This window comes from Pseudanabaena sp. PCC 7367 (assembly GCF_000317065.1).
GTDB lineage: Bacteria > Cyanobacteriota > Cyanobacteriia > Pseudanabaenales > Pseudanabaenaceae > Thalassoporum > Thalassoporum mexicanum.
This window is the reverse complement of record NC_019690.1, coordinates 285483-306721: the sequence shown is the minus strand read 5'-3', so window position 1 is coordinate 306721 and position 21239 is coordinate 285483. Positions and strand designations below refer to the sequence as shown.

General features: G+C 46.1%; 20 protein-coding genes and 1 pseudogene. 12 read left to right on the top strand and 9 right to left on the bottom strand.

Annotation, left to right across the window (positions count from 1 at the left end):
- Nucleotides 1–47: 47 nt before the first annotated feature.
- On the bottom strand, nt 48–806 hold the full coding sequence (locus PSE7367_RS19745) for a 15,16-dihydrobiliverdin:ferredoxin oxidoreductase (protein ID WP_015146322.1): 759 nt from the start codon (nt 804–806) through the stop codon (nt 48–50).
- 732 nt (nt 807–1538) lie between these two features.
- Here PSE7367_RS19745 and PSE7367_RS19740 point away from each other — a divergent pair.
- Nucleotides 1539–2393, top strand: coding sequence for a phycobilisome linker polypeptide (locus PSE7367_RS19740; protein WP_015146321.1), 855 nt, complete (start codon nt 1539–1541; stop codon nt 2391–2393).
- Nucleotides 2394–2450: 57 nt separating this feature from the next.
- Here PSE7367_RS19740 and PSE7367_RS19735 read toward each other — a convergent pair whose 3' ends face one another.
- The 3 genes and pseudogenes from PSE7367_RS19735 to PSE7367_RS23045 form a co-directional block, all read right to left on the bottom strand.
- Nucleotides 2451–3044: a phycobiliprotein lyase gene (locus PSE7367_RS19735; RefSeq protein WP_015146320.1), complete on the bottom strand. Its 594-nt coding sequence runs from the start codon at nt 3042–3044 to the stop codon at nt 2451–2453.
- Nucleotides 3045–3177: 133 nt separating this feature from the next.
- The gene (locus tag PSE7367_RS21680; RefSeq protein WP_015146319.1) at nt 3178–3576 is read right to left on the bottom strand and encodes a hypothetical protein; all 399 of its coding nucleotides are present in this window, start codon (nt 3574–3576) and stop codon (nt 3178–3180) included.
- A 221-nt stretch (nt 3577–3797) separates the two neighbouring features.
- A pseudogene (locus PSE7367_RS23045) lies at nt 3798–4010 on the bottom strand (transposase); the annotation flags it as partial.
- Nucleotides 4011–4409: 399 nt separating this feature from the next.
- Here PSE7367_RS23045 and PSE7367_RS19725 point away from each other — a divergent pair.
- Together PSE7367_RS19725 and PSE7367_RS19720 are read left to right on the top strand one after the other, a co-directional pair.
- Nucleotides 4410–5657 (top strand): DUF935 domain-containing protein, encoded by a 1248-nt coding sequence (locus PSE7367_RS19725; RefSeq protein ID WP_015146318.1) that lies wholly within the window; start codon nt 4410–4412, stop codon nt 5655–5657.
- Between the two features lie 293 nt (nt 5658–5950).
- A complete protein-coding gene (locus PSE7367_RS19720) occupies nt 5951–6364 on the top strand; it encodes an STAS domain-containing protein (protein ID WP_015146317.1) in 414 nt (137 codons plus the stop codon).
- Nucleotides 6365–6397: 33 nt separating this feature from the next.
- Here PSE7367_RS19720 and PSE7367_RS19715 read toward each other — a convergent pair whose 3' ends face one another.
- Entirely contained in the window at nt 6398–6649 is a 252-nt protein-coding gene (locus PSE7367_RS19715) for a hypothetical protein (RefSeq protein ID WP_015146316.1), read from the bottom strand.
- Between the two features lie 307 nt (nt 6650–6956).
- Between PSE7367_RS19715 and PSE7367_RS19710 the strand changes: the two genes are divergently transcribed.
- The 4 genes from PSE7367_RS19710 (at nt 6957) to PSE7367_RS19695 (ending at nt 10637) form a co-directional block, all read left to right on the top strand.
- Nucleotides 6957–7538 (top strand): Uma2 family endonuclease, encoded by a 582-nt coding sequence (locus PSE7367_RS19710; RefSeq protein WP_015146315.1) that lies wholly within the window; start codon nt 6957–6959, stop codon nt 7536–7538.
- A gap of 5 nt (nt 7539–7543) precedes the next feature.
- Nucleotides 7544–8128: a Uma2 family endonuclease gene (locus PSE7367_RS19705; RefSeq protein ID WP_015146314.1), complete on the top strand. Its 585-nt coding sequence runs from the start codon at nt 7544–7546 to the stop codon at nt 8126–8128.
- Nucleotides 8129–8254: 126 nt separating this feature from the next.
- A complete protein-coding gene (gene nadB, locus PSE7367_RS19700) occupies nt 8255–10084 on the top strand; it encodes an L-aspartate oxidase (RefSeq protein WP_015146313.1) in 1830 nt (609 codons plus the stop codon).
- A 37-nt stretch (nt 10085–10121) separates the two neighbouring features.
- Nucleotides 10122–10637: a hypothetical protein gene (locus PSE7367_RS19695; protein ID WP_015146312.1), complete on the top strand. Its 516-nt coding sequence runs from the start codon at nt 10122–10124 to the stop codon at nt 10635–10637.
- 14 nt (nt 10638–10651) lie between these two features.
- Here the strand turns inward: PSE7367_RS19695 and PSE7367_RS19690 are convergent, their stop codons facing one another.
- Nucleotides 10652–10843: a hypothetical protein gene (locus PSE7367_RS19690; RefSeq protein ID WP_015146311.1), complete on the bottom strand. Its 192-nt coding sequence runs from the start codon at nt 10841–10843 to the stop codon at nt 10652–10654.
- Nucleotides 10844–11887: 1044 nt separating this feature from the next.
- Here PSE7367_RS19690 and PSE7367_RS19685 point away from each other — a divergent pair.
- Together PSE7367_RS19685 and PSE7367_RS19680 are read left to right on the top strand one after the other, a co-directional pair.
- A complete protein-coding gene (locus PSE7367_RS19685; protein WP_015146309.1) occupies nt 11888–12343 on the top strand; it encodes an excisionase family DNA-binding protein in 456 nt (151 codons plus the stop codon).
- A gap of 9 nt (nt 12344–12352) precedes the next feature.
- Nucleotides 12353–12928, top strand: a complete 576-nt coding sequence (locus PSE7367_RS19680; protein ID WP_015146308.1) for a PIN domain-containing protein — start codon at nt 12353–12355, stop codon at nt 12926–12928.
- 22 nt (nt 12929–12950) lie between these two features.
- Here the strand turns inward: PSE7367_RS19680 and PSE7367_RS19675 are convergent, their stop codons facing one another.
- Nucleotides 12951–13721 (bottom strand): HEAT repeat domain-containing protein, encoded by a 771-nt coding sequence (locus PSE7367_RS19675; protein WP_015146307.1) that lies wholly within the window; start codon nt 13719–13721, stop codon nt 12951–12953.
- Between the two features lie 189 nt (nt 13722–13910).
- Complete coding sequence (locus tag PSE7367_RS19670) at nt 13911–14822, bottom strand: HEAT repeat domain-containing protein (protein ID WP_015146306.1); 912 nt, start codon at nt 14820–14822, stop codon at nt 13911–13913.
- A 792-nt stretch (nt 14823–15614) separates the two neighbouring features.
- On the opposite strand from PSE7367_RS19670, the gene PSE7367_RS19665 reads away from it, so the two are divergent.
- From PSE7367_RS19665 to PSE7367_RS19655, 3 genes are all read left to right on the top strand, one after another.
- Nucleotides 15615–17342 (top strand): diflavin flavoprotein, encoded by a 1728-nt coding sequence (locus PSE7367_RS19665; protein ID WP_015146305.1) that lies wholly within the window; start codon nt 15615–15617, stop codon nt 17340–17342.
- 78 nt (nt 17343–17420) lie between these two features.
- Nucleotides 17421–17948 (top strand): phosphate-starvation-inducible PsiE family protein, encoded by a 528-nt coding sequence (locus tag PSE7367_RS19660; RefSeq protein ID WP_015146304.1) that lies wholly within the window; start codon nt 17421–17423, stop codon nt 17946–17948.
- A gap of 82 nt (nt 17949–18030) precedes the next feature.
- Entirely contained in the window at nt 18031–19761 is a 1731-nt protein-coding gene (locus tag PSE7367_RS19655) for an FprA family A-type flavoprotein (RefSeq protein ID WP_015146303.1), read from the top strand.
- Nucleotides 19762–19987: 226 nt separating this feature from the next.
- On the opposite strand, the gene PSE7367_RS19650 is transcribed toward PSE7367_RS19655, so the two are convergent.
- The gene (locus PSE7367_RS19650) at nt 19988–21109 is read right to left on the bottom strand and encodes an aminotransferase class V-fold PLP-dependent enzyme (protein WP_015146302.1); all 1122 of its coding nucleotides are present in this window, start codon (nt 21107–21109) and stop codon (nt 19988–19990) included.
- Nucleotides 21110–21239: the final 130 nt, after the last annotated feature.

Below are 21239 nucleotides of genomic sequence, written 5' to 3'. Positions count from 1 at the left end.
TTAAAATCATGCAATTAAATTAAAATTAAATCCTAACTACCTGACCCTTAAGCCTTAACTGGTACGGCAGCGATCGCTGGTTCAACTGGTTCAACTTTGGGTACGGCATCCTCAAACAAAAAGCCATAGAGGAACTTTTCTGACCATTCATGGCCAAAATAACTGCTGAATAAACCCGAAGCCGGATCTCGATCGGCACTATATTGATCGTAGTCTTTTTGTGCCTGGGCAATGCAAGTGAGCGAAGCTGGATCATAGTTAGGCGTGGCGGCGGCCAGCATTTGCCAGTAGAGTTCTAAATAGTCTTTGAATGCTTCAAATACCCTGGTGCGAACCGTTTCTGGGTCTGTTTTAGCAAATAGCAAATATTTAGAAAAATACTGATTCGCATCATAGAACTTCATTTCCAAATTCTGCGCCAAATCAGGGTAGCGATCGTGCAGGCTTTTGAGTGGCTTGATGTATTTTTCCAGGTAGTCAGGGTCTTGAAACAACGGCTGGAAGTCCATCACAATCAGGTTTTTCACCTTGCCAAACGAAAGAAAATCAATTCCCAACAGGGGCAAATCATACTGATGGCCAGGATAAATCACACTGTTAAAAATCTGCGCACTCTCACCCGCATCAATGTAGGTATAGCGGGCTTTACGCAACTCTGGACATTCATAACACCAACTGCGAATCGTGGCTGGATTCTTGCCCCGCTTACTAACCTGGCTTTCCAATCCAGACGGAATCGGCCGATCGCGTAACTCAAACCGTTGCCGTAGCGAGACTTCCAGATGGTCTAGAAAAGGTTTATACATCTATACTTATGCATCTATACTTAATACTTACGCATCTACATCTATACAAAAAAAATATTAGTAATTAGGAATTTCATTAATAAGATATTTTAGCAATAGCCCATCTACTAAACATGGACGTAAATTTACCTGTAGGTTACTTTGCATAGAGTAAACTTGATGGATATATAGCTAAATCATGCTATTAATATACGATTTAAGTGATTTCTGATTGCGATCTCATTTAGGCTAAAACAATCCTTTCATCTACCTTTAGCCCACCTTAGATCTGCTTAGCACCAGCCAAACATAGACTAAAGTTTATGGATGCGGCGGAAATATAACATATTGTTAATGAATAGTCTGGTCGATCGCCAAGGAACCCAAATTCGATCGGTGCTGCTAGGTTTACATCGCTCTAATACGCTCTAATACGCTTTCTATAGGCTTTCTATACGCTTGACATATTAGTATAAATTGCCAGGCATTAATAATTCATAACTGTAACGTAATGTCATAAAATAATATTACCGTTTGTTAAATACAGTTCGTTAATAAACACCTTTTAGGATAAGAATTTAAGCTGAGGCTATCTATATAAACCTTATGCTATCAATGACTTCACATGGTTGACTTGATTAGCTTAGCAATTGCTTTGACAGCAACCTGATTTGCCTAAATTTGTTAGTAACCGCTTTACATTCTTGAGATTAAAATTTTTAACTTTTTTCGTTAATTAGGAGATAGGATCTAATGTCTTTTGGACCAGCTTCACGCTTAGGGGTCAGTCGGTTTGATGAAACCCCACTACTTGAATGGGTGCCTGGCCTCTCTGAAGAAGAAGCCGAAACAATTATTTCAGCGGTCTATCGCCAGGTATTGGGCAATGCTTATGTGATGGACAGCGAGCGTCTTGCGGTGCCAGAATCCCAATTCAAGCGCCAAGAATTAAGCGTGCGTGGGTTTGTGCGTGCCGTTGCCAAATCAGAACTCTATCGCTCCCGCTTCTTCACCAGTTGTGCTCGCTATCGGGCGATCGAACTGAACTTCCGCCATCTGCTGGGTCGGGCTCCCTTGGATCTAGAAGAGATGCGGGGACATAGCACGATCCTCGACACAGAAGGATTTGAGGCTGATATTGATTCTTATATTGATAGCGACGAGTATCAAGCTACATTTGGTGAAGATGGCGTGCCCTATATTCGCGGCTACAAAACCGAAGCTTGCACCAGTATGACTCAGTTCACCCACCTGTTCCAGTTAGTACGCGGTTCTGCTAGCAGCAGTCTCAAAGGTGATCTATCGGGCAAGAAGCCGAAACTTAATTCTTTGACCATTCTGGGTACACCTACGGCGGTGATTTCGCCAGCCAGCGATGGAGCCACCTTCAGAAATCCAGCCACGGGTGCTCGCTTTGGTGTTGGTGCCCGCGAACAAGGCAAAGTCTATCGGGTTGAAGTCACAGGCTATCGTGCTAACAAGTTTAGGAAATCTTCCCAGTTCCGCCGTGCTAACCAGGTCTTCTTGGTGCCGTTTGACAAATTGTCCTATGAATATCAGCGCATTCACCGTCAGGGTGGCGTGATCGCTAGCATTACACCTATATAGGTTGTAATAGGTTGATTTAGTTGATTAGTTAGTTCCCTCAACCAGGGGGCTAACTGCTCAGGCGATCGCTGCTCGTTCCAAGTTCGCCTGCACCATCGCCTCTAGATCCGGCTCGGCCAGATAGCGCCGTTCTGAACAATAGGTCATTAAATACACGCCGTTTTGCATTCGCACCGTGCTGACCCGCACCCGAAAGTCATTGGTAATGAACCAGGCACGCTCCTGACCCTGGTTATGGTCATACTCGGTGTCGATCGTGAGGATGCCATCTTGCCCAAACCAATAGCGACTCACCACCGGAATCCGTTCCACATAGCCCTGATTACGCAGTAGCTTTCCTGACTTTCCCGTTTCATCATCGGGCACATCGACCAGAACCGCTGCCTTGTCGGGGTCTGGATCGCCCACGTCTTCTTTGTGTTCCTGCCACATGAACGCCGCGCCGCCCGTTGCGCTACTTTCATCAATGCCCTGGGACTGGCAAATTTCGATTACGCGCTGATCATCCGCCGCCACGGGATTAACATATAACTTCGACTCGCCCGACTCATCCGCCACCGTATCGAAGTGGTGAACGGTACGCTGGGTAAACCAGATCCCGGCGCTTTTATTAAAAAACTCGATCATCGTGGTGGGCTGTGCGATCGCCATTGCTGCTCCTTTTTGCTACTGACCAAGATTGTAGCGAGATCTGGGTAGCTTAAGAATGGAAATAGGGCGATTGCTTAACTGCAAATAGAAATGACTTGATGACTACAGGTTCAACATTTTACAAATTTTATGATTAGTATCCAAACTTACTACATGCCATATCTCTAGCTACTCCATGCGGACTATCATCTGTTGGAATTGAAGTTTCCGCTTCGAGTGATGCGTAAAGCTGCCGCCTACTTGAATCGTAGACAGTAGCTACCTGCCTTTCAACATTTCCAGTTGAACACCAAGATCTGTAAACACTTTCAAAGTATTTAGAGTCAGTAGGACTATTTACATTATTTTTGACTGAGACAATTGTGTACTCAACAATACCCTGCCTTTTATTAATGGATCTAAAGCCATCAGGTCGAGTGTAAACTTCAGAGCTACTAGTTGTACCAACCGGCACAAATCCATTGGCTTGGCTAAATACAGGCAAAGCAATACCAATCACAGTCAAACCAGCAATCAAGCTTGATTTATTCATAATATTTATAGCTATTGATATTCTACAAATACCACAAAGTGATCGGCTTTAGTTTAGTTCTTCGATAAATAAGCGGGAAAAAGTTCTTCCATTGGGATCGTCCCGCCATCCGCGATCTCCTGATCAACCGCCGCCAAAATCTTGCCCCATTGCTGATCCGTAGTAGCAGCTAGCCGACTTTCCCAGGAAAACTCATCAATAGAGCATATACCCCTAGTTTGTCATATTGGGTGTAGGAAGAAGCGATGTGGATTGCTAGGAATCCAGCCGGTAAAAGCGTTGGTGAATTGAAAAAGCTCCTTGAATCTAGTGCTTTCGCCATATAGGCTATCTGCCAGTACCAATTTAAACTTGAATCCCATCCCCTGAAGCGTTTTGATTATCTCTATAGCCAGGGTTGGTTTGCTTTTATGTTCATCTCCTTGCTGCAAACGTCATGTGACAAACTAGGGGTAATCAACTTTAACTTGATTGAGCAAGTGAGCCAATGGCGGAATGATTAGCATAATCCTATTCCTTACTGCGATTCCCACTAATTTATTAAGATGGGAATGAATATCACCATGCCGCTGCTCTAGAGAATGACGAAGCAGCGATCAATATCGGCAACTACTACAAACATTATCTAACAACCGCCAATAATAGTTTAGCGAGCATAACCAGCTTACTAATTAATTAATTCTTTTTAGTTCTGTTTTTTAATTCTTTTCCGATCGCCGTGGTGTAAGTAATACTTCGCCGTCGGCACATAATCATGCTCAGCTAGCTAATCAGCGATTTTACCAGGCCAACCAAACCCATTAAGAACCCCAACGAGTTAGAAAGTAATCACCATGAAAGAAACAACCCCAGCCCGATTGACCAGCACCCAAACCAACGAATTCGCCAATCTCAATCGCAACCATCTTAATTTTGGTGGTCTTTTTAATGGCTTTCCGATTACTAATCCCGATAAAACCCTGCAGACCAGGGGTGGTGGCAAGGGCTTGGAAATTTATACCGAAGCAGCCCGCGATTGCCATTTATCAGCGGTGCTAGAAAAGCGCTATTTATCCGTAATTCGCTTACTCTGGGAAGTGATTCCCGCCAGCGATGAAGCGATCGATCAACAGGCCGCCGAGCTGGTGCGCCAACAACTCCATAACCTGGCGGTGCCTGTTTCTAGCAACTCAACCAGCACCACCCTGAACGTGCGCGGGTTTGATGGCGTATGTCTGGGGCTTTTGGAAGCAATTTATTATGGCTATGCCGTGGCTGAAATCATCTGGCAGCGCCACAATCAGCAAATTATCGCCCATCGGATCAAAATCCACGATCGCCGCCGCTTTACGTTCGTGGCCAACGAAGCCGGAGAGTTCGACCTGCGCTTACTCACCCCGGCAGAGCGAATTAAGGGCGAAGCCGTCCCCGATCGCAAATTCATCGTGCATCAATATGGTAGTGATGATGATAACCCCTGGGGTTGGGGGCTGGGTTCCAAGGTGTTCTGGCCAGTGTTCTTCAAGCGCCAAAACCTGCAATTCTGGCTCACCTTTGCCGAACGCTATGGTTCACCGCTGGCGGTGGGTAAATATCCCCAGGGGACTAGCCAGGATGCCCAACAGGTTTTGCTCGATGCCCTCACCGATATTTCCCAGGGCTATCGCGTGATCATGCCCAAGGAGATGGAAATCAACTTCCAAACTGCTGCCCAGAATGGCTCGATCGCCACCTATGAAAGCCTCTGCAATTTCTGTAATAACGAAATTAGTAAATGTGTACTGGGTGAAACCGGCACTACCGATCAAACTGGTTCGGGCGGTTCCAGAGCCAGGGATTCAGTTGGGAATGAAGTCCGCCTCGAAAAAACCCAGGCCGATGCCGATATTCTCTCCGAAACCCTCAATCGCACCCTCGCCCGCTGGATTACTGAATATAATCTGCCCGCTGCCCGCCCACCGCGCATTCAACGGGTAGTGCGTCAGGCGCAAGACCATGAAAAGCAGGCCAGAGTAGATAAGCTGCTATATGAACAAGGGTTCCGCCGATCGCTAGACAGCATTACGGCTACCTATGGTGAAGGTTATCAATTGGCTAACTAAATAGCTAACTAGACATTGGCGTTAAGTAGCGATCGACGCTTAACCCAGCAACAGGTAGAAATATCTGTAAATAAATATAAACCTTTAGGGCTTTTGTAACTTTAAGCAACAGCCCTAAATCTATATGTCAAGGTATGATTTTATCAAGATATGATTCTATCAAGGCATAATTACTAAGTAATGCGAATCCCACAATCTACCTACTTTTTCCTACAGCCTCCAATCATATTTAGCTCTACCTTTAGATAGATGGGATCTAAACTCAAATCTATCCAAGGAGGCCGACGATCCAGATGCAAGCTACTATCAACAAAATGGAAGACTTAAGGTTTGGCAAAACCAGCAATGTGAGCCTATCGTACTATCGATGGAATAATTTTCCGATTCTGTTAATTAAATTACGCGGCCAAATTGATGCTAGCAATGCAACTGAAATTCGCAATCGCCTTACCGATGAAATTGTTGATGAGCCACCGTTGGTTTTATTTGATATGCAAGCGGTGACAATGATGGATAGCACTGGCATTGGGGCGCTGGCGCTAGCTTTTAATCTGGCTAAGTTCTTCGGTGGTAAGATCGCTGTTTGTGCGCTGCAACACCAGCCCAGTATGCTATTTGAGATCACGAATATGCATAAAATTTTGTATATCTATGATACCCGTGAAGAATTTGAAGCAGCGATCCCCCAGTTGCTAGAACTGCCCTAGGTCGATCGCTAATCGTTCAAAGGCTATTAATCCTCACGCCGGAATCCGCTGCAACTCCACATCATAAAAACAACCCACTTCGTCGGGTACAGTCACCTGATAGGTGTTTTCACTATCTAAATCGATTAAGGTCGCCTCACCATCACTGATCGACTGCGGCAAGTGGGTGATTTGGGGCGATCGAAATTCTGGTGTAACAATCAAAATACCCGCCTGGATCGTTTCAGGGCTAATGCGGCAATGGCAAGCAAGGAGTCCTGCGGTTTGCAGGAGAGAGGTATACATGGTTCGCGGCTCTCTATGACAAGTTTTATCTGGCTATCTTGAGGATGTTTATTGGCTAATTCCAGCTATTCCATCAGGTCAGGTATATATATGTAATGTTTAACTGGTGATTATTGATGCCGAATCGATGTGTGATTGTACCTTAAGAACGCCACATTTAAACATTAATTTCAAATTAAATGCAAGGCTTAAATTTATAGAGCTAGCTGAGAACGGTCAACTAAACAAAGCAACACTCCAGCATCGCAAAGAATCATAGGTAAAATAGAAGCACAATTCCTTACCTCAGTAAGTCAGTGAGGCCATCATGACTGCCCATACCCTCAACCTCGAATCAGTTATAGAACTGAGTGATGAACAGTTTTATCAACTATGTCGCCGCAATCCTGACCTGCGATTCGAGCGCAGCGCCACCGGAGATTTAATCATTATGTCCCCCACTGGCATTGAAACAAGTGAAAATAATATTGAGCTAGGCGCAAACCTGGTGATTTGGAATCGTAAAACTAAATTGGGTCATTGCTTTGATTCCAATGGTGGGTTTACTCTGCCGAATGGGGCGATTCGTGCCCCGGATATGAGTTGGATTCGTAACGATCGCTATGAGTCCCTTGGTAAAGCTGAACGCACGAAGTTTGCTAAAATTTGTCCCGATTTCGTGATGGAGTTGATGTCACCCAGTGATGTGCTGAAAGTGATGCAAGCGAAGCTGATTGAATATATCGAGAATGGGGCAAAGCTGGGCTGGTTGATTAATCCAGAGGCCAAGCAAGTAGAAATCTATCGCCCTGGTAGAGATAAAGAATTATTAGCAATGCCCCAAACCCTGAGCGGTGAAGCAATATTACCAGGGTTTGAGTTGGATTTAGATTTTATCTGGGAGGAATAAAAATCATGATCGCACCTGTGACTGCTCAAGTAACCAAAAAGTTATTCACCGTTGATGAGTATTACCGCATTTACCAGGCCGGGGTAATCAGTGATCACGATCGGGTGGAATTAATCGCCGGAGAGATTGTTTATATGTCGCCAGTTGGAACTAAGCATGCTACCTGTGTCGATCGGCTCAACCACATCTTAATGAGCCAGTTAATTGACCGAATCCAACTACGGGTGCAAAGCTCGATTCAACTGCCGCCCAATTCCCAACCCCAGCCGGATCTAGCCCTGCTCAAGCGAAAAGCGGATTTCTATATTTCTGCTCATCCCACCCCAGCGGATATTTATCTATTAATCGAAGTGGCGGATAGCTCGCTGGCGTTCGATCGCAATGTCAAAATGCCGATGTATGCAGCGGCGGGAATTTTAGAAGTCTGGTTGGTGGATATTGAAGCGCAGTGTATTGAAGTTTATTGGCTGGCTACTGGCGATCGCTATGGCTCATCTCAGATTTACAGAGCCGGAGAGAGTATTAGTTTGCAGGCTTTCCCCGATGTGCAAGTTCCCGTGGTGGCTGTTTTTCCAGTTGAGCAAAAATAATTCGATGATTTGCGCCATAACCCCAGTCTACGATAAAATTCTTGGCCAATCGCACCAATCCAACACCAACCAAGCACTCCAGGGCTTACACTAGGTAAAACTTACAACCGACCCACCCCCACCTAGATGTCTAACCCTGCTGACATAAAAATCACTCAGACCGCCGAAACGACTGAGATAGCGATCGCCGCCGACCTGAACGAATTTCCCACCCAATTCGATGTAATCATTGTGGGTAGTGGTGCCGCCGGACTCTATGCAGCGTTGCGATTGCCAGCCCATCTCAAAATTGGCCTAATTACCAAAGACAAGCTGAAATATGGTTCCAGCAGTTGGGCACAGGGGGGAATTGCCGCCGCGATCGCTCCCACTGATTCCGCCGCATTGCACTACGAAGACACGATCAAAGCCGGAGTAGGTCTGTGTGATCCCGATGCAGTCAGGTTTTTGGTAGAAACCGCACCGGAGGCGATCGATTCGCTGTTGAAACTGGGCGTAGCCTTCGATCGGCATGGGAAAGACCTGGCGATGACCTTGGAAGCCGCCCATTCCCGCCCCAGGGTATTGCATTCCGCCGACACCACCGGTAAAGCCGTTGTGACCGTGCTGATTGAACGAGTCCTGGAACGCACCAATATTCAAGTCATCACCCAGGCATTGGTATTGAGGCTATGGCAAAACGAGCAAACCAAACGCTGTCAGGGAGTATGTTTGCTATATCGCAATCAAATTCATTGGTTAGCTGCCGGGGCGGTGATTCTGGCCACGGGCGGTGGCGGTCAAGTCTATGCCCAAACCACTAATCCAACTGTGAGTGTGGGGGATGGGGTGGCGATCGCCTGGCGGGCTGGTGCTAAGTTGCGAGATTTAGAATTCGTGCAATTTCATCCTACGGCTTTGCATAAAGAGAACGCGCCACATTTTTTGATTAGCGAAGCAGTGCGGGGTGAAGGAGCGCATTTAGTTGATGAAAAGGGCGATCGCTTTGCGTTTAATTATGATCCAGCCGGAGAACTGGCTCCCCGTGATGTGGTGAGTCGGGCGATCTTCCAGCATTTATTGAAGACAAATCTCAAAATGAACCTAGCCAACCATTCCCAAAAAGATACGGCAAGCAATCCCAACCAGGCGATCGAGAATGTTTATCTAGACCTGCGCCCCATTCCCACCGAGACAATTAACCGCCGCTTCCCGCAAATCATTCAAGTCTGCCAGAAATATGCCATTGATGTATTTACCACGCCAATTCCAGTTGCACCAGCAAACCATTACTGGATGGGTGGTGTGGCCGTGGATTTAAATAGCCAAACTTCAATCCCTGGCCTCTATGCGATCGGCGAGGTGGCCAGCACAGGCGTACATGGCGCGAATCGATTGGCGAGTAATTCGCTGCTGGAATGCCTGGTATTTGCGGCTACGTTGGCGCAGCTCGAACCGGATTTAACTATTAATTCTATTAATTTTAAGCAACCTCCTATTCAACCCGAAGACCAAACCCGCCAAATAGACACCAGCAATTGGCCAGCAGAAATAGAAATAATTAAAACCATCCGCCAAGAACTACCCCAACTGATGTGGCGGAGTGCGGCGATCAGTCGGGAATCTGATGTTTTATCGATCGCCCTAGAGCAAGTAAAAGAATGGCGATCGCAATTGACTAATTTAAGCATCTATCAATTTATCAATCATTTACAGCCAGAGGAATCCAACCAATTTACTAATTCCCTTACTAGTCCCTTTGCTAATTCGCAAGCGGAGCAATATTTGCGGCAAGCGATCGAAGTGATGAATTTATTAGACGTGAGTTATTTAATTCTGCGCAGTGCCCTGTTTAGAACCGAAAGCCGAGGTGGGCACTATCGCCAGGATTTCCCTGAGACCCAAGAGCAATGGCGGGTGCATACAATAGTACAGGGCGATCGGCTTACTACCAGCCCAATCCATCCAATTCAATGAGCGAGAGTGATTAAGCGTAGATAGGCTGCAAACTCAAATGGAAGAACTCAACCTCCAACTCAAAGCCGAACTGAGCCAATATGATGGGCGATCGAAACCATTCTTAATGGCGATCGTAAACCAGTTCGCCACCGAGCCAGGTTATTTAGATCGCCTAATTAGTTTATTAGAACAAGCCGAGCATAACCTAAATGATGCAGCCACCTGGTTAATTAAGCATCACTTAGAGAATGGTAATAATATCTCTGAAACACAGATAAAGAGATTATTACAGCAGCTTGAACACCTTACTTCCTGGAGCGCCCAATTACACCTCTGTCAATCACTTCGCCATTTGCCAATTTCCCTTGCACAAACTGAGTCGCTACACCAATGGTTAACTCCCTTACTAAGCCATAAACGCCCATTCCTGCGCACCTGGTCACTGGATGCGTTATGTTATCTAGCGGAGATTAATCCCGACCTAGAACCGCAGGCTAATCAAGCCTTGGCCAAGGCGATCGATGATCCAGCAGCATCAGTTCGCGCCAGAGCCAGAAATCTCCATCAGTAATGTTATAGAGGCGATCATCCCTCCAATTGCCTTTCCAAAACAAGTTGGATCGCCGTATCCAGTAATTCGTTCTCGTTGCAACCCAAAGCAATACCACTGATATATTTTTCCCACACCCAAATTAGCTCCTGATGCACAAATGCAGGCAATCGAGCATCACTTTTCAATATACTGATTGCCAATTGGATTTGCTGATGGTTATACATATTCTGAATTGAGCCCCCGCCCAGTCTTTGAAAAAATTAAATTATTTTCTATAGACAAATTTAGCATTTCATGATCCAGAATGAGCCAGTTATTGCTAAAACCGCATATAGATACTGCATTATCTACATATTCAATCTGTCAATCTGTAGTGACTTCATAGCTAATCGGTTGAGGTTTTGGTTTGGATAGAATGCCCATTGTTTAGAGGCAAGCTCACTTCGATTATCCTCTTTGTGAAATGTCAATCACCATTTGCTCGCCACAGAGCCACATAATCGGCTCCAGATGCTGCTACTCCAATAGAAATAGTAATAATCACTGATTCGGTTATCCCACTTCCACAAACCATCAGGTCAATATTAAGATATGTATATTGAGCTTTACAAAAAGTTGCACAAACGAAATAAGCAGTGTCTTTGATAGTTATTTTACTGATTCGGGGATGGTTCTGTGGAATCAGTTAGCAACTGCTTCATGGCCTCTAAGCACTATGTCCCACTATGTCCCACTATGTCCCTTTGGTTATCTAACTAAACTAGCCACCCTGGACTACCTGCAATGCTCGGTTGGACATATTTAGACAGATGCAAATAAACCCATGCAAGTATCAATTTTGAGCTCTCAAACACCACCATAGATCCAAAGGTTGCGTCATGAAGAGTCAATGGAAAGTATTACTAATAAAGCTAACTGCGTGGGCAGCCTTGGAAATTGCTTTCAACTTGGTTGGGGTTGATACTATTGCTGACTATAGTGAGTTCATCTTCAACTGCACGCAAGTGATCGATGTTTACAAAAACGACTTAATTTAAAACTTTCGTGATTTAAAACTTTTGTGCGCAAAGCTTTTAGCGGAGTCTGGGCTAGAGCTTGAGGCAGTTATGAGGTTAGGAGGCAGTAACTTTGAGCCGATCGGCAGGGAGATTATATTTAGCCTCGCTTAGCCTCACTCAGCCTGGCTTACTCCACCTGTTTCACTTATTGCACTTATGCCATAATTTAAGCATAAACCAGCCACCTAATTGGAAGCAGGAAGCCCACCTATGACCTTAGTTACCAAAAATCAACCTCCTATTACTCAAGCTGATATTGATTTAGCCCATCATGCTCATCAGCTTCTGGCCGCCCGATTAGAGGCAGGTGAACCATTACCATCAGCAATGTTGAGCCTAGGTCAAGAATCGATCGAATTACCAGCCGCCACAATCGCCATGCTGGAGCAGTTGTTAGAAGCGATCGCCCAGGGCAAAAGTGTCTATATCATTCCTGAACATGCGGAACTGAGTACCTTTGAAGCCGCCGATCTGCTCAACGTCTCGCGTCCTTATTTGATTAAGCTGCTCAATGCGGGTGAAATCCCCTATCACAAGGTGGGCAGTCATCGCCGGATCAAGATGAAAAATTTGAGCGCGTATAAAGACAAAGACGACGCGGAGAGAGCACAGGCTATAAAACAACTTATTGCGGAAGATCAAAAGTATGGCTTGGTGGGATATTAACTATAAGTCATGATTCGAGATATGGCGATCCTTGATGCAAATATCCTTTTCTCTGGGCCAATGCGATATATGTTTGTGGAATTGGCACTTACCGCTGGCTTTTTCCAAGTGAAATGGACAGAAGATATTCACCGCGAATGGATAAAAAATCTTCTCAAAAAGAGACCTGATTTAGATCGTAATTATCTTGAGAAAACCCGCCAACTCATGAACAATAAAGTTCGTGATTGCTTAGTATTTGATTATGAACCAATAATCCCGACCCTGAATCTGCCCGATCCCAATGATCGACATGTATTGGCAGCGGCGATCGCAGGTGATTGCAATGTAATTGTCACCAAAAACCTAAAAGATTTTCCAGCTCAGCTTCTTGCTCAATATGGAATTAGGGCAGAACATCCAGATAGTTTTTTATGTGAACATCTAGCATTAGAGACAGCGCTCTTTTGTCAATGCACTAAAAAAATCCGCACCGAGTATTATCAAAATCCACCCTATTCTGTGTCAGAGTATTTAGCAATTCTTAAAAAACAGGGGCTAATTCAACTGGTTTCTGCTCTAGAGCGATTGACTGAACTGATTTAATTGAGGCGTAAATTATTAATTCCTAGCCCACCAGATTCAAAAAGCGACGTGGATCGCCTTCGGGCAATGGCTTTTCGCTTGACTTGCGTTGATAGAGCAATTCCAATGCCGATTGCCAATCCTGTTGGTGGCCAGCGGCTGAATTACCAAACAACTGGGGTAGCTGCTGCTGCACAAACCAGGCTCTGGCGCGTACTGCCAGGCTCTCATCTTCCTTGCCGATCGCTACGACACATTCACAAATCTGCGATCGACTGGCTTCTTGTGCACCATCCATCGCCATCAACAAGCCCTGTAAACCAACTATCGCCGCATAGCGCACAATCCATTCTGAGTCTGTGGTTACCTTCAACAAAGCCACCAGCGTTTGCGATTGAGCCGGAGCGATCGCCTCGATGGGTAGCAAATGCCAATTAATCTTACCTAAACCTCTGGCCGCTGCCCGCCGCACACTAAGGGCAATATCTTCCACCGCCGATTCCAGTAAAATATCCAGGGCGCGAGGATCGCCAATTCCAGCCAAAGCCCTGACTGCCCAAGCCCTAGCCCCATAATTATGAGCATCCAGTTGTTCTAGCAAAGCATCTACGCAAAGCGGCCCAATTCTAATCAAGCCATCTACTGCTGCCACCGCCGCACCAGGATTATTAAACCCCAGCACCTCAATCAAAGTGGGAATCGCTACAGGGTCGCCGATCGCGGCGAGGTCTTCTACCGCAGTGAGCAGACTATCAGAGGAAGTTGCCTTTACCACTGCCTGGATTAATGCCGAAACCTGGGTATCTGTAGTCATAGGGCTTTATTGCTTAGGATTTTATTGTTTAGGATTTAAACTAATTTGCGAACTGGCAATTATTTAGTTTTGCTTTTGTTGGTTATGCTAGGGAACAATCGCGGTAGTTGATGAGTAGATGTTGATGATTAGGTGCTTCAAGGTTAATTTGCAGATTGAGCCAATAATTAGCCAATAATTAAGCCAGCGCTACAGCAACTCATCCATAAATCGCATCACCTGTGCCATTTCCTCTGACACGGGAAGCAAAGGATCAGAGTGAGAATTAGCTTGCATCTTGCTTTGGGCGTGGTTATGCTCAATTTGCTTCTCTAGCAGGCCTTTGAGGGAAATTAATTTAAGGCTATTTTCGGCCAGGGTTGCCGCGATCGCTGGGGCGGCATTGAAATAACCGATCGCGCCGACATCTGCCAGAGCGGTGCGGCGAATTTGCAATTCATCATGCTGCAAACCCTCAATCAACATATCGCCATATTGATTTGCGGAGGCGGGATTCTCACCCAACAAGGTCAACTGATACATTGCCCGTGCTGCGGCAAACTTAACCCGCTCTATTTCATGGCTCAGAAATGGTTCAATCATCGGGATCGCCTCGACTGCACCCAATGTGCCCAGGGCTTCGAGGATCGCATCATAGGGTTGAGCCAGGTCTTTCTTTTCGGGGGCTGGTAATGTACCGGGGATTTGATTAGCCAAGAGTTTTTGCAAGGCCTCCAGGCAACTACGATCGCCCAGCATTTCCAACGATTGCGCCGCCGCTTCGCGCACATAAAAGTCAGCACAACCAAGGCTCTCAATCAAGGGTTGCACCGCTTTGGGATTGTTGATTTTGCCCAGAGCCCTAGCCGCATTCCGCCGCATCGGATAGCCACCTGCACTGGTGCGATCGTCTTCGTCATCCAGAGCCGCGATCAGCAAGTCCACCGCGATCGGGTCATCAACGCGAAATCGACCCAACCACCAGGCCGAATAGACCCGCAAACCCAGGTCATCGCCTTGCAGGTTGGCGATCGCCTTGGCAATGGTGAGGTTACCATCATTAGTAATGGGTGCCGATTGTGCTTGCTTTTCTTCCAAACGCCTGGGCTCAGTAGATAACACCAATTTTTTTATGTTTACTTATTCTATGTTTTTATACAGGGGTTTTTATACAGGTTTGATTAAATAGTTAAATTTAAATAGTTCAATATTGAATAGATATAGATACTGAATAAATATAAATATAAATATTTAGAGCTGGTGATTGCTTAAAAATCGCTTTGCTCTTGAAAGGATTGATAATCAAAAAGGTCCTAATTCTAATCAATAATCAAGATCAATAATTGAGATCAATAATCGAGAAATAATTGTTAACTTATGGTTATTTTAGTTAACTCAAAAGATCGATGAATAGGATTTTATTAATTCTACTAATTCTTAATAATGTGATGTTAAGAAGAGCCTACACCAGAGGGGAGACCCAACTCAACTGATAAGAAGAATTGTAAACAAAACGTTACCCGATCGCCCCAAACTATATTTAAATTTCTATTCAAACCATAGATTCAAACAGCTTTTTGAATATTAATTAATCAATCAGTGGTTAGGTTGCATCTGGATCTATGCTGGCTTATATCTTTTATCTGTAACGATCGCATCGGCGCAAGATTCAGTCGGGGCGATTGCCAAGCCTTAATCACGTTTTGATCACGTTTTAATCACGTTTTAATACCGAAGGCAGGGGGAACTAAAGTTGAAAATATATTACTTATAGTAATTGCTTTGCCAACAAGTTATTAGTTTTACTAATGAATTGGTTTAGGAATTGACATTTTACAAATCATGTGGAACAGAGCAAAAATAAAGAGTATCGGAATTAAACCGTAGTTATCAAACTTGTTGGAGATACTACTTATGGCTGCACTCACCCAAACTCACCAGGCTCAAATTCGTCAACGTTTAACGATCCAAACGATCGATATTGATGTGAATACAACGGCCATTCGTTCCCTTGATTGGGACCGCGATCGCTTTGATATTGAGTTTGGTTTGCGCAACGGTACTACCTATAACTCTTTTTTGATTCAAGGTGAAAAGACTGCCCTGATTGACACATCCCATCGTAAGTTTGAGCAGTTATATTTAGATGCCCTAAAAGGATTAATAGATTTAAATACGATCGATTATTTGATCGTTAGCCATACGGAACCGGATCACAGCGCATTGGTAAAGGATTTGCTGAGTTTAGCGCCTGACATTGTGATTGTGGGAGCAAAGGTAGCGCTCCAGTTCCTAGAAAATATGGTGCATCAGCCATTTCAATCTTTGCGGGTAAAAAGTGGCGATCGCCTTGATTTGGGCAATGGACATATGCTGGAATTTGTCTCGGCTCCGAATTTACATTGGCCAGATACAATTTTTAGCTATGACCATCAAACAGGCATTCTATATACCTGTGATGTATTTGGCATGCACTATTGCGATGACCATACCTATGATCAAGATTCCAGTTTGCTGAAAGAGGATTTTCGCTATTACTATGATTGCCTGATGGGGCCAAATGCTCGGTCGGTGTTGGCAGCGCTCAAGCGGATTGACAAACTTGAAATTAAGCTGATTGCCACCGGGCACGGGCCACTGTTGCGGTATGAACTGCCGGAATGGGTTGAAAGTTATCGCACCTGGAGTTTGGAACAGGCTAAAAATAATGCCTTTGTGGTGTTCTTCTATTGTGAAGATTATGGTTATAGCAGCCACCTGGTCAGGTCGATCGCCCATGGCATCACCCGCAGCGGTATTCAAGTGGAATTAGTAGATTTAGAACATACCCCCCACCACGAACTACGCGAATGGGTTGCGGAGGCAAAAGGCTTGGTAGTAGGGATGCCGCCCCAATCTTCTCTTGCTGCCCAAACAGCGTTGGGAATAATTTTAGCTGCTGCCCACCAAAAACAGGCGATCGGCCTATTTGAAGCAGGCGGCGGTGAAGACGAACCAATCTATCCGCTCCGCAACAAGTTTCAAGAAATTGGCCTCAAGGAAGCTTTTCCACCGATCGTGATTAAAGAAGCGCCATCCGCCAAAATAGAGAAACTTTGCGATGAAGCGGGAACTGATCTAGGGCAGTGGTTAACTCAAGATCGCACCAGCAAAAAAACGATGGCAAGTGATACAGAGCTAGAGAAAGCCTTAGGACGAATTAGTAGTGGGCTTTACCTAATCACTGCTACAAAAGGGGATGTTTCCAGTGCGATGCTGGCTTCTTGGATTACTCAGGCCAGTTCTAGTCCCCTGGGCGTGGCGATTGCGGTGGCGAAAGATCGGGCGATCGAATCGTTGATGCAGGTGGGCGATCGCTTTGTGCTCAATGTGCTAGAGGAAAACAACCATCAAGCGATCATGAAGCATTTTCTTAAGCGTTTCCCACCGGGAGCCGATCGCTTTGCTGGCATCAAAACCTATGCGGCCAAGAATAACTGTCCTATCCTTGCAGATGCTCTTGCCTATATGGAATGTGAAGTTTCTAGCCGGATGGACTGTGGCGATCACTGGATTATCTACAGCATCGTAGAAACTGGACGAGTGGCCAATCTCGATGCCCTGACTGCTGTCCACCATCGCAAAATTGGCAGTCAATACTAATTCCTGGTTTCTTTCATCAGCTTTTACAAGCAAATTAATTTATATCTCATTCCCTAAACTCAGGGTATTTTTCCTGCTATGCATAAATCTACTGGCAATTCGCTTAGCGATTCATCCATCTCTGCTTACGAACTCAATCTTGGCCGGGTGGTACGAAGTTTGGAATTCATCCAAGATTTGATTGTGATTTCTCTCTGTATCGGTCTGTTCAGCTTCATGGTGCTCGAAGTAAGGGATATGTTTATGTCCTTGCTGCCGCCGATCGATTTTCACAGTGTGACCGCCGATATTCTGTTTTTGCTGATTTTGGTGGAATTATTCCGCCTCTTGATTATTTATCTGCAAGAGCAGCGGATTTCGATCGGGGTGGCGGTGGAAGTCTCGATTGTGTCTGTGTTGCGCGAAGTGATCGTTAGAGGTGTGTTGGAAACGAGCTGGACGCAAGTATTGGCAGCCTGCGCCTTCTTGGTGGTGCTCAGCCTTCTTTTATTAGTAAGGGTATGGTTGCCACCTACCTTTGAGGGCATCGATCCAGAGAAGAAAATTGCCCAACGTTACCGAGAACAAGTGCACCAGAAACCTGTTTCTGCCAATAACCATCACTGATCTAGTGATCTAGTGATCCTGTGGCCTTGCTATCTCGATCTATTTTGATATTTTTTGACCTACCAGATGAGGTTATGTGATTATGTCCTCGACTCAAACAGTTTCCACACGTCCTAGAGATGTACAAGTAGCGGAAATTGCGCCAAACACGCTGATTTTACGATCGCGCACTTGGGATCGCCTCAAGTTTGAGGTTGAATATTCCCGCCAGCAGGGAACGACTGCTAATTCTTATCTGCTGCGTGGCGATCGGCAAATCTTGATTGATCCACCAGGGGAGTCTTTTACCGACATTTACCTGGCAGAATTGCAACAACATCTAGATCTCAGAACCCTAGATTATGTGATTCTCAGCCATGTCAATCCCAATCGGGCAGTCACGCTCCAGGTATTAATGCAAAAAGCACCCCAGGCAACGATCATCTGCTCTCGACCTGGAGAAAATTTCCTGAAGGCTACGTTTCTGGCCTGGACACCGAATATTCAAACGGTACGTTCCACCCTCACCCTTGATTTTGGGCAATCGCATCCGTTAGTTTTTGTGACTGTTCCTACGCCCCGCTGGCCTGATGGTCTATGTACATACGATCCAGCCACCCAGATTCTCTATACCGATAAGTTGTTTGGCGCTCATATTTGTAATGAGGCCGTGTTTGATCAAGACTGGAAAGCGCTCGATCGGGATCGCCGGTATTATTTTGACTGCCTCCATGCTCCTCAGGCCAAACAGGTAGAAACCGCCCTAGAGAAACTCGGCAATTTACCCGCCAAGATCTATGCTCCAGGCCATGGCCCGGTGGTGCGCTACAGTCTGAGTCGGTTTGTCTATGATTACCGTCAATGGTGTGACCAACAGCAATCCCAAGAGTTGAGTGTGGCTCTACTCTATGCTTCTGCCTATGGGAATACCGCAGTTTTAGCCAACGCGATCGCCGAAGGCTTGGTTGCCAGCGGTGTCCAGGTGAATACGATCAATTGTGAATCAGCGGAGCCCACCGAAATTATGCAGGCGGTAGAAGCCTGTGATGGTTTTATGATCGGTTCTCCGACCCTAGGCGGCCATGCTCCAACCCAGATCCAAACGGCACTGGGAATCGTCCTGTCGGCAGCGGCGAAAACTAAACTGGCAGGAGTGTTCGGTTCCTATGGCTGGAGTGGCGAGGCGATCGACCTGTTGGAAGGCAAACTGCGCGATGCCAATTATCGGTTTGGGTTCCAGCCGATCCGGGTGAAATTTAGTCCTACCGAGTCAGTTTTACAAGAATGCCAAGCAGCTGGTAGCCAGTTCGCCCAAACCCTGAAGGAAAATAAAAAGCTCCGATCGCCCCGTTTGGTGGTCGCCCGACCCAAGCATAATCGTACTGCCCAGGCAGTCAGCCGGATTATTGGTTCTCTTTGTGTACTGACTACCCGTGATGACGAGAGCCACCGGGGGATTCTAACCTCTTCTGTTTCCCAGGCTAGTTTCAATCCACCTGGCCTAGTGGTTGCGATTGCCGATGATCAAAATGCTGATTTGATTGACGATCCTGGCGATAAATTTATCTTGAATATCCTTAAGGAAGGTCGTAATGTGCGTCGCTATTTCTCACGCCATAGTACCCTTGGTGATAATCCCTTTGCCAGCCTCCCCACGAACATCGGCGAGAATGGCTGTCTTGTGTTGGAGCAAGCCTTGTCCTATTTAGAATGTACGGTGCAGCAAGCGATGAAATGTGGCGATCGCTATTTAGTTTATGCCACGGTCGATCGGGGGCAAATGCTGGAAAATGAGGGCGTAACAGCAATTGAGCAGCATAAATCAGGAACTTGAATCATTCACTTTATCCAAACTACTGACAGAATGCTGACAAACTACTGACAGAGTGCTGACAGAGTGTCCTTTAAAAAGGCATCGCTGATCGCATCCACAGTAACCACCTTTTACCTTTACCTTTTTTAACTGCGCCCATTATACCAACCCTGCTTCTGTCATCGCTCTAGCTAGCTCTGCGCTTAGATTTAACCCCTGCTGGCGTAAATAATCAAAATCAAATTGATTAAACAATCTTCTCCAGCGCCGCTGCTAAGTTCGCCACGGTGCGATCGACAGCCTTCAGCTTATCCAGACCAAACAAGCCAATCCGAAAGGTTTGGAAGCTCTCTGGTTCATCACATCGGAGCGGAACGCCTGCCGCCACCTGTACCCCTGCCGCCATAAACTGCTTCGTGATGCCTGAATCTTGGCAATAGCTGACCACCACACTAGGAGCCAGATATCCCGCCGCCGCCACACTCTTGAAGCCCTTGCTGGCCAACAGTTGCCGCACCCGATCGCCTAGTTCCTGTTGTTTGCTGTGTGCCTGTTCAAACCCAAATGCTGCCGTTTCCGCCATCACCCCATCCAAAAACTTAAGGCCATCGGTGGGCATCGTGGCATGGTAGGCATGGCCGCCATTCTCATAGGCATGCATAATTTGCAACCACTTCTTTAAATCGCAGGCGAAGCTGCTGCTCTCTGTCGTTTCGATTCGTTGGCTGGCCAATTCACTCAGCATCACCAATCCAGCGCAGGGAGTACCGCTCCAGCCCTTTTGCGGCGCAGATATTAATACATCTACACCCAGCCGTGCCATATTCACCCAGATCGCGCCAGAGGCCACGCAATCGAGCACCAACAAACCACCTACGGCGTGAACAGCTTCTGCCACTGCCTGGATATAATCATTGGGCAGAATGATGCCAGCGGAAGTCTCTACGTGGGGTGCGAATACTACATCTGGCTTTTCAGTTTTGATGGTGGCGATGACCGCATCGATCGCTGCCGGGGCAAAGGCGGGCTGCTCTGCTTCCTCGATCGTTTGTGCCTTCAACACGATCGCTGCTGCCGGGATTTTGCCAGTTTCCAAAATCTGCGTCCAGCGGAAACTAAACCAACCATTGCGAATCACCAGGCATTTTTTGCCCGTTGCGAACTGCCGCGCTACTGCCTCCATGCCGAAGGTGCCACCACCGGGCACGATCGCCACCGCCTGAGCAGCATATACCTGCTTGAGCGTAGCAGAAATGTCTTTCATCACGCCCTGGAACTGCTGGGACATGTGGTTAACGGAGCGATCGCTAAATACCACTGAATATTCGAGCAAACCATCGGGGTCAACGTGGGAGAGCAAGCCTGGCATAGGATTCCTTATGGTTAAATATTTAACTAAAACTGCTTGATTAATTACATCGAGCTTTCTGATCTTAACGGTTTACAGTGAATTTCGGATCGGCGATCGACAACATTGACCATAGGCAAGGCTGGCTTTC

What these genes read in the sequence shown, in the direction of transcription:
- PSE7367_RS19745 (WP_015146322.1), bottom strand. Translation starts at nt 806, where the DNA reads ATGTATAAACCTTTTCTAGACCATCTGGAAGTCTCGCTACGGCAACGG.
- PSE7367_RS19740 (WP_015146321.1), top strand. Translation starts at nt 1,539, where the DNA reads ATGTCTTTTGGACCAGCTTCACGCTTAGGGGTCAGTCGGTTTGATGAA.
- PSE7367_RS19735 (WP_015146320.1), bottom strand. Translation starts at nt 3,044, where the DNA reads ATGGCGATCGCACAGCCCACCACGATGATCGAGTTTTTTAATAAAAGC.
- PSE7367_RS21680 (WP_015146319.1), bottom strand. Translation starts at nt 3,576, where the DNA reads ATGAATAAATCAAGCTTGATTGCTGGTTTGACTGTGATTGGTATTGCT.
- PSE7367_RS19725 (WP_015146318.1), top strand. Translation starts at nt 4,410, where the DNA reads ATGAAAGAAACAACCCCAGCCCGATTGACCAGCACCCAAACCAACGAA.
- PSE7367_RS19720 (WP_015146317.1), top strand. Translation starts at nt 5,951, where the DNA reads ATGCAAGCTACTATCAACAAAATGGAAGACTTAAGGTTTGGCAAAACC.
- PSE7367_RS19715 (WP_015146316.1), bottom strand. Translation starts at nt 6,649, where the DNA reads ATGTATACCTCTCTCCTGCAAACCGCAGGACTCCTTGCTTGCCATTGC.
- PSE7367_RS19710 (WP_015146315.1), top strand. Translation starts at nt 6,957, where the DNA reads ATGACTGCCCATACCCTCAACCTCGAATCAGTTATAGAACTGAGTGAT.
- PSE7367_RS19705 (WP_015146314.1), top strand. Translation starts at nt 7,544, where the DNA reads ATGATCGCACCTGTGACTGCTCAAGTAACCAAAAAGTTATTCACCGTT.
- nadB (WP_015146313.1), top strand. Translation starts at nt 8,255, where the DNA reads ATGTCTAACCCTGCTGACATAAAAATCACTCAGACCGCCGAAACGACT.
- PSE7367_RS19695 (WP_015146312.1), top strand. Translation starts at nt 10,122, where the DNA reads ATGGAAGAACTCAACCTCCAACTCAAAGCCGAACTGAGCCAATATGAT.
- PSE7367_RS19690 (WP_015146311.1), bottom strand. Translation starts at nt 10,843, where the DNA reads ATGTATAACCATCAGCAAATCCAATTGGCAATCAGTATATTGAAAAGT.
- PSE7367_RS19685 (WP_015146309.1), top strand. Translation starts at nt 11,888, where the DNA reads ATGACCTTAGTTACCAAAAATCAACCTCCTATTACTCAAGCTGATATT.
- PSE7367_RS19680 (WP_015146308.1), top strand. Translation starts at nt 12,353, where the DNA reads ATGATTCGAGATATGGCGATCCTTGATGCAAATATCCTTTTCTCTGGG.
- PSE7367_RS19675 (WP_015146307.1), bottom strand. Translation starts at nt 13,721, where the DNA reads ATGACTACAGATACCCAGGTTTCGGCATTAATCCAGGCAGTGGTAAAG.
- PSE7367_RS19665 (WP_015146305.1), top strand. Translation starts at nt 15,615, where the DNA reads ATGGCTGCACTCACCCAAACTCACCAGGCTCAAATTCGTCAACGTTTA.
- PSE7367_RS19660 (WP_015146304.1), top strand. Translation starts at nt 17,421, where the DNA reads ATGCATAAATCTACTGGCAATTCGCTTAGCGATTCATCCATCTCTGCT.
- PSE7367_RS19655 (WP_015146303.1), top strand. Translation starts at nt 18,031, where the DNA reads ATGTCCTCGACTCAAACAGTTTCCACACGTCCTAGAGATGTACAAGTA.
- PSE7367_RS19650 (WP_015146302.1), bottom strand. Translation starts at nt 21,109, where the DNA reads ATGCCAGGCTTGCTCTCCCACGTTGACCCCGATGGTTTGCTCGAATAT.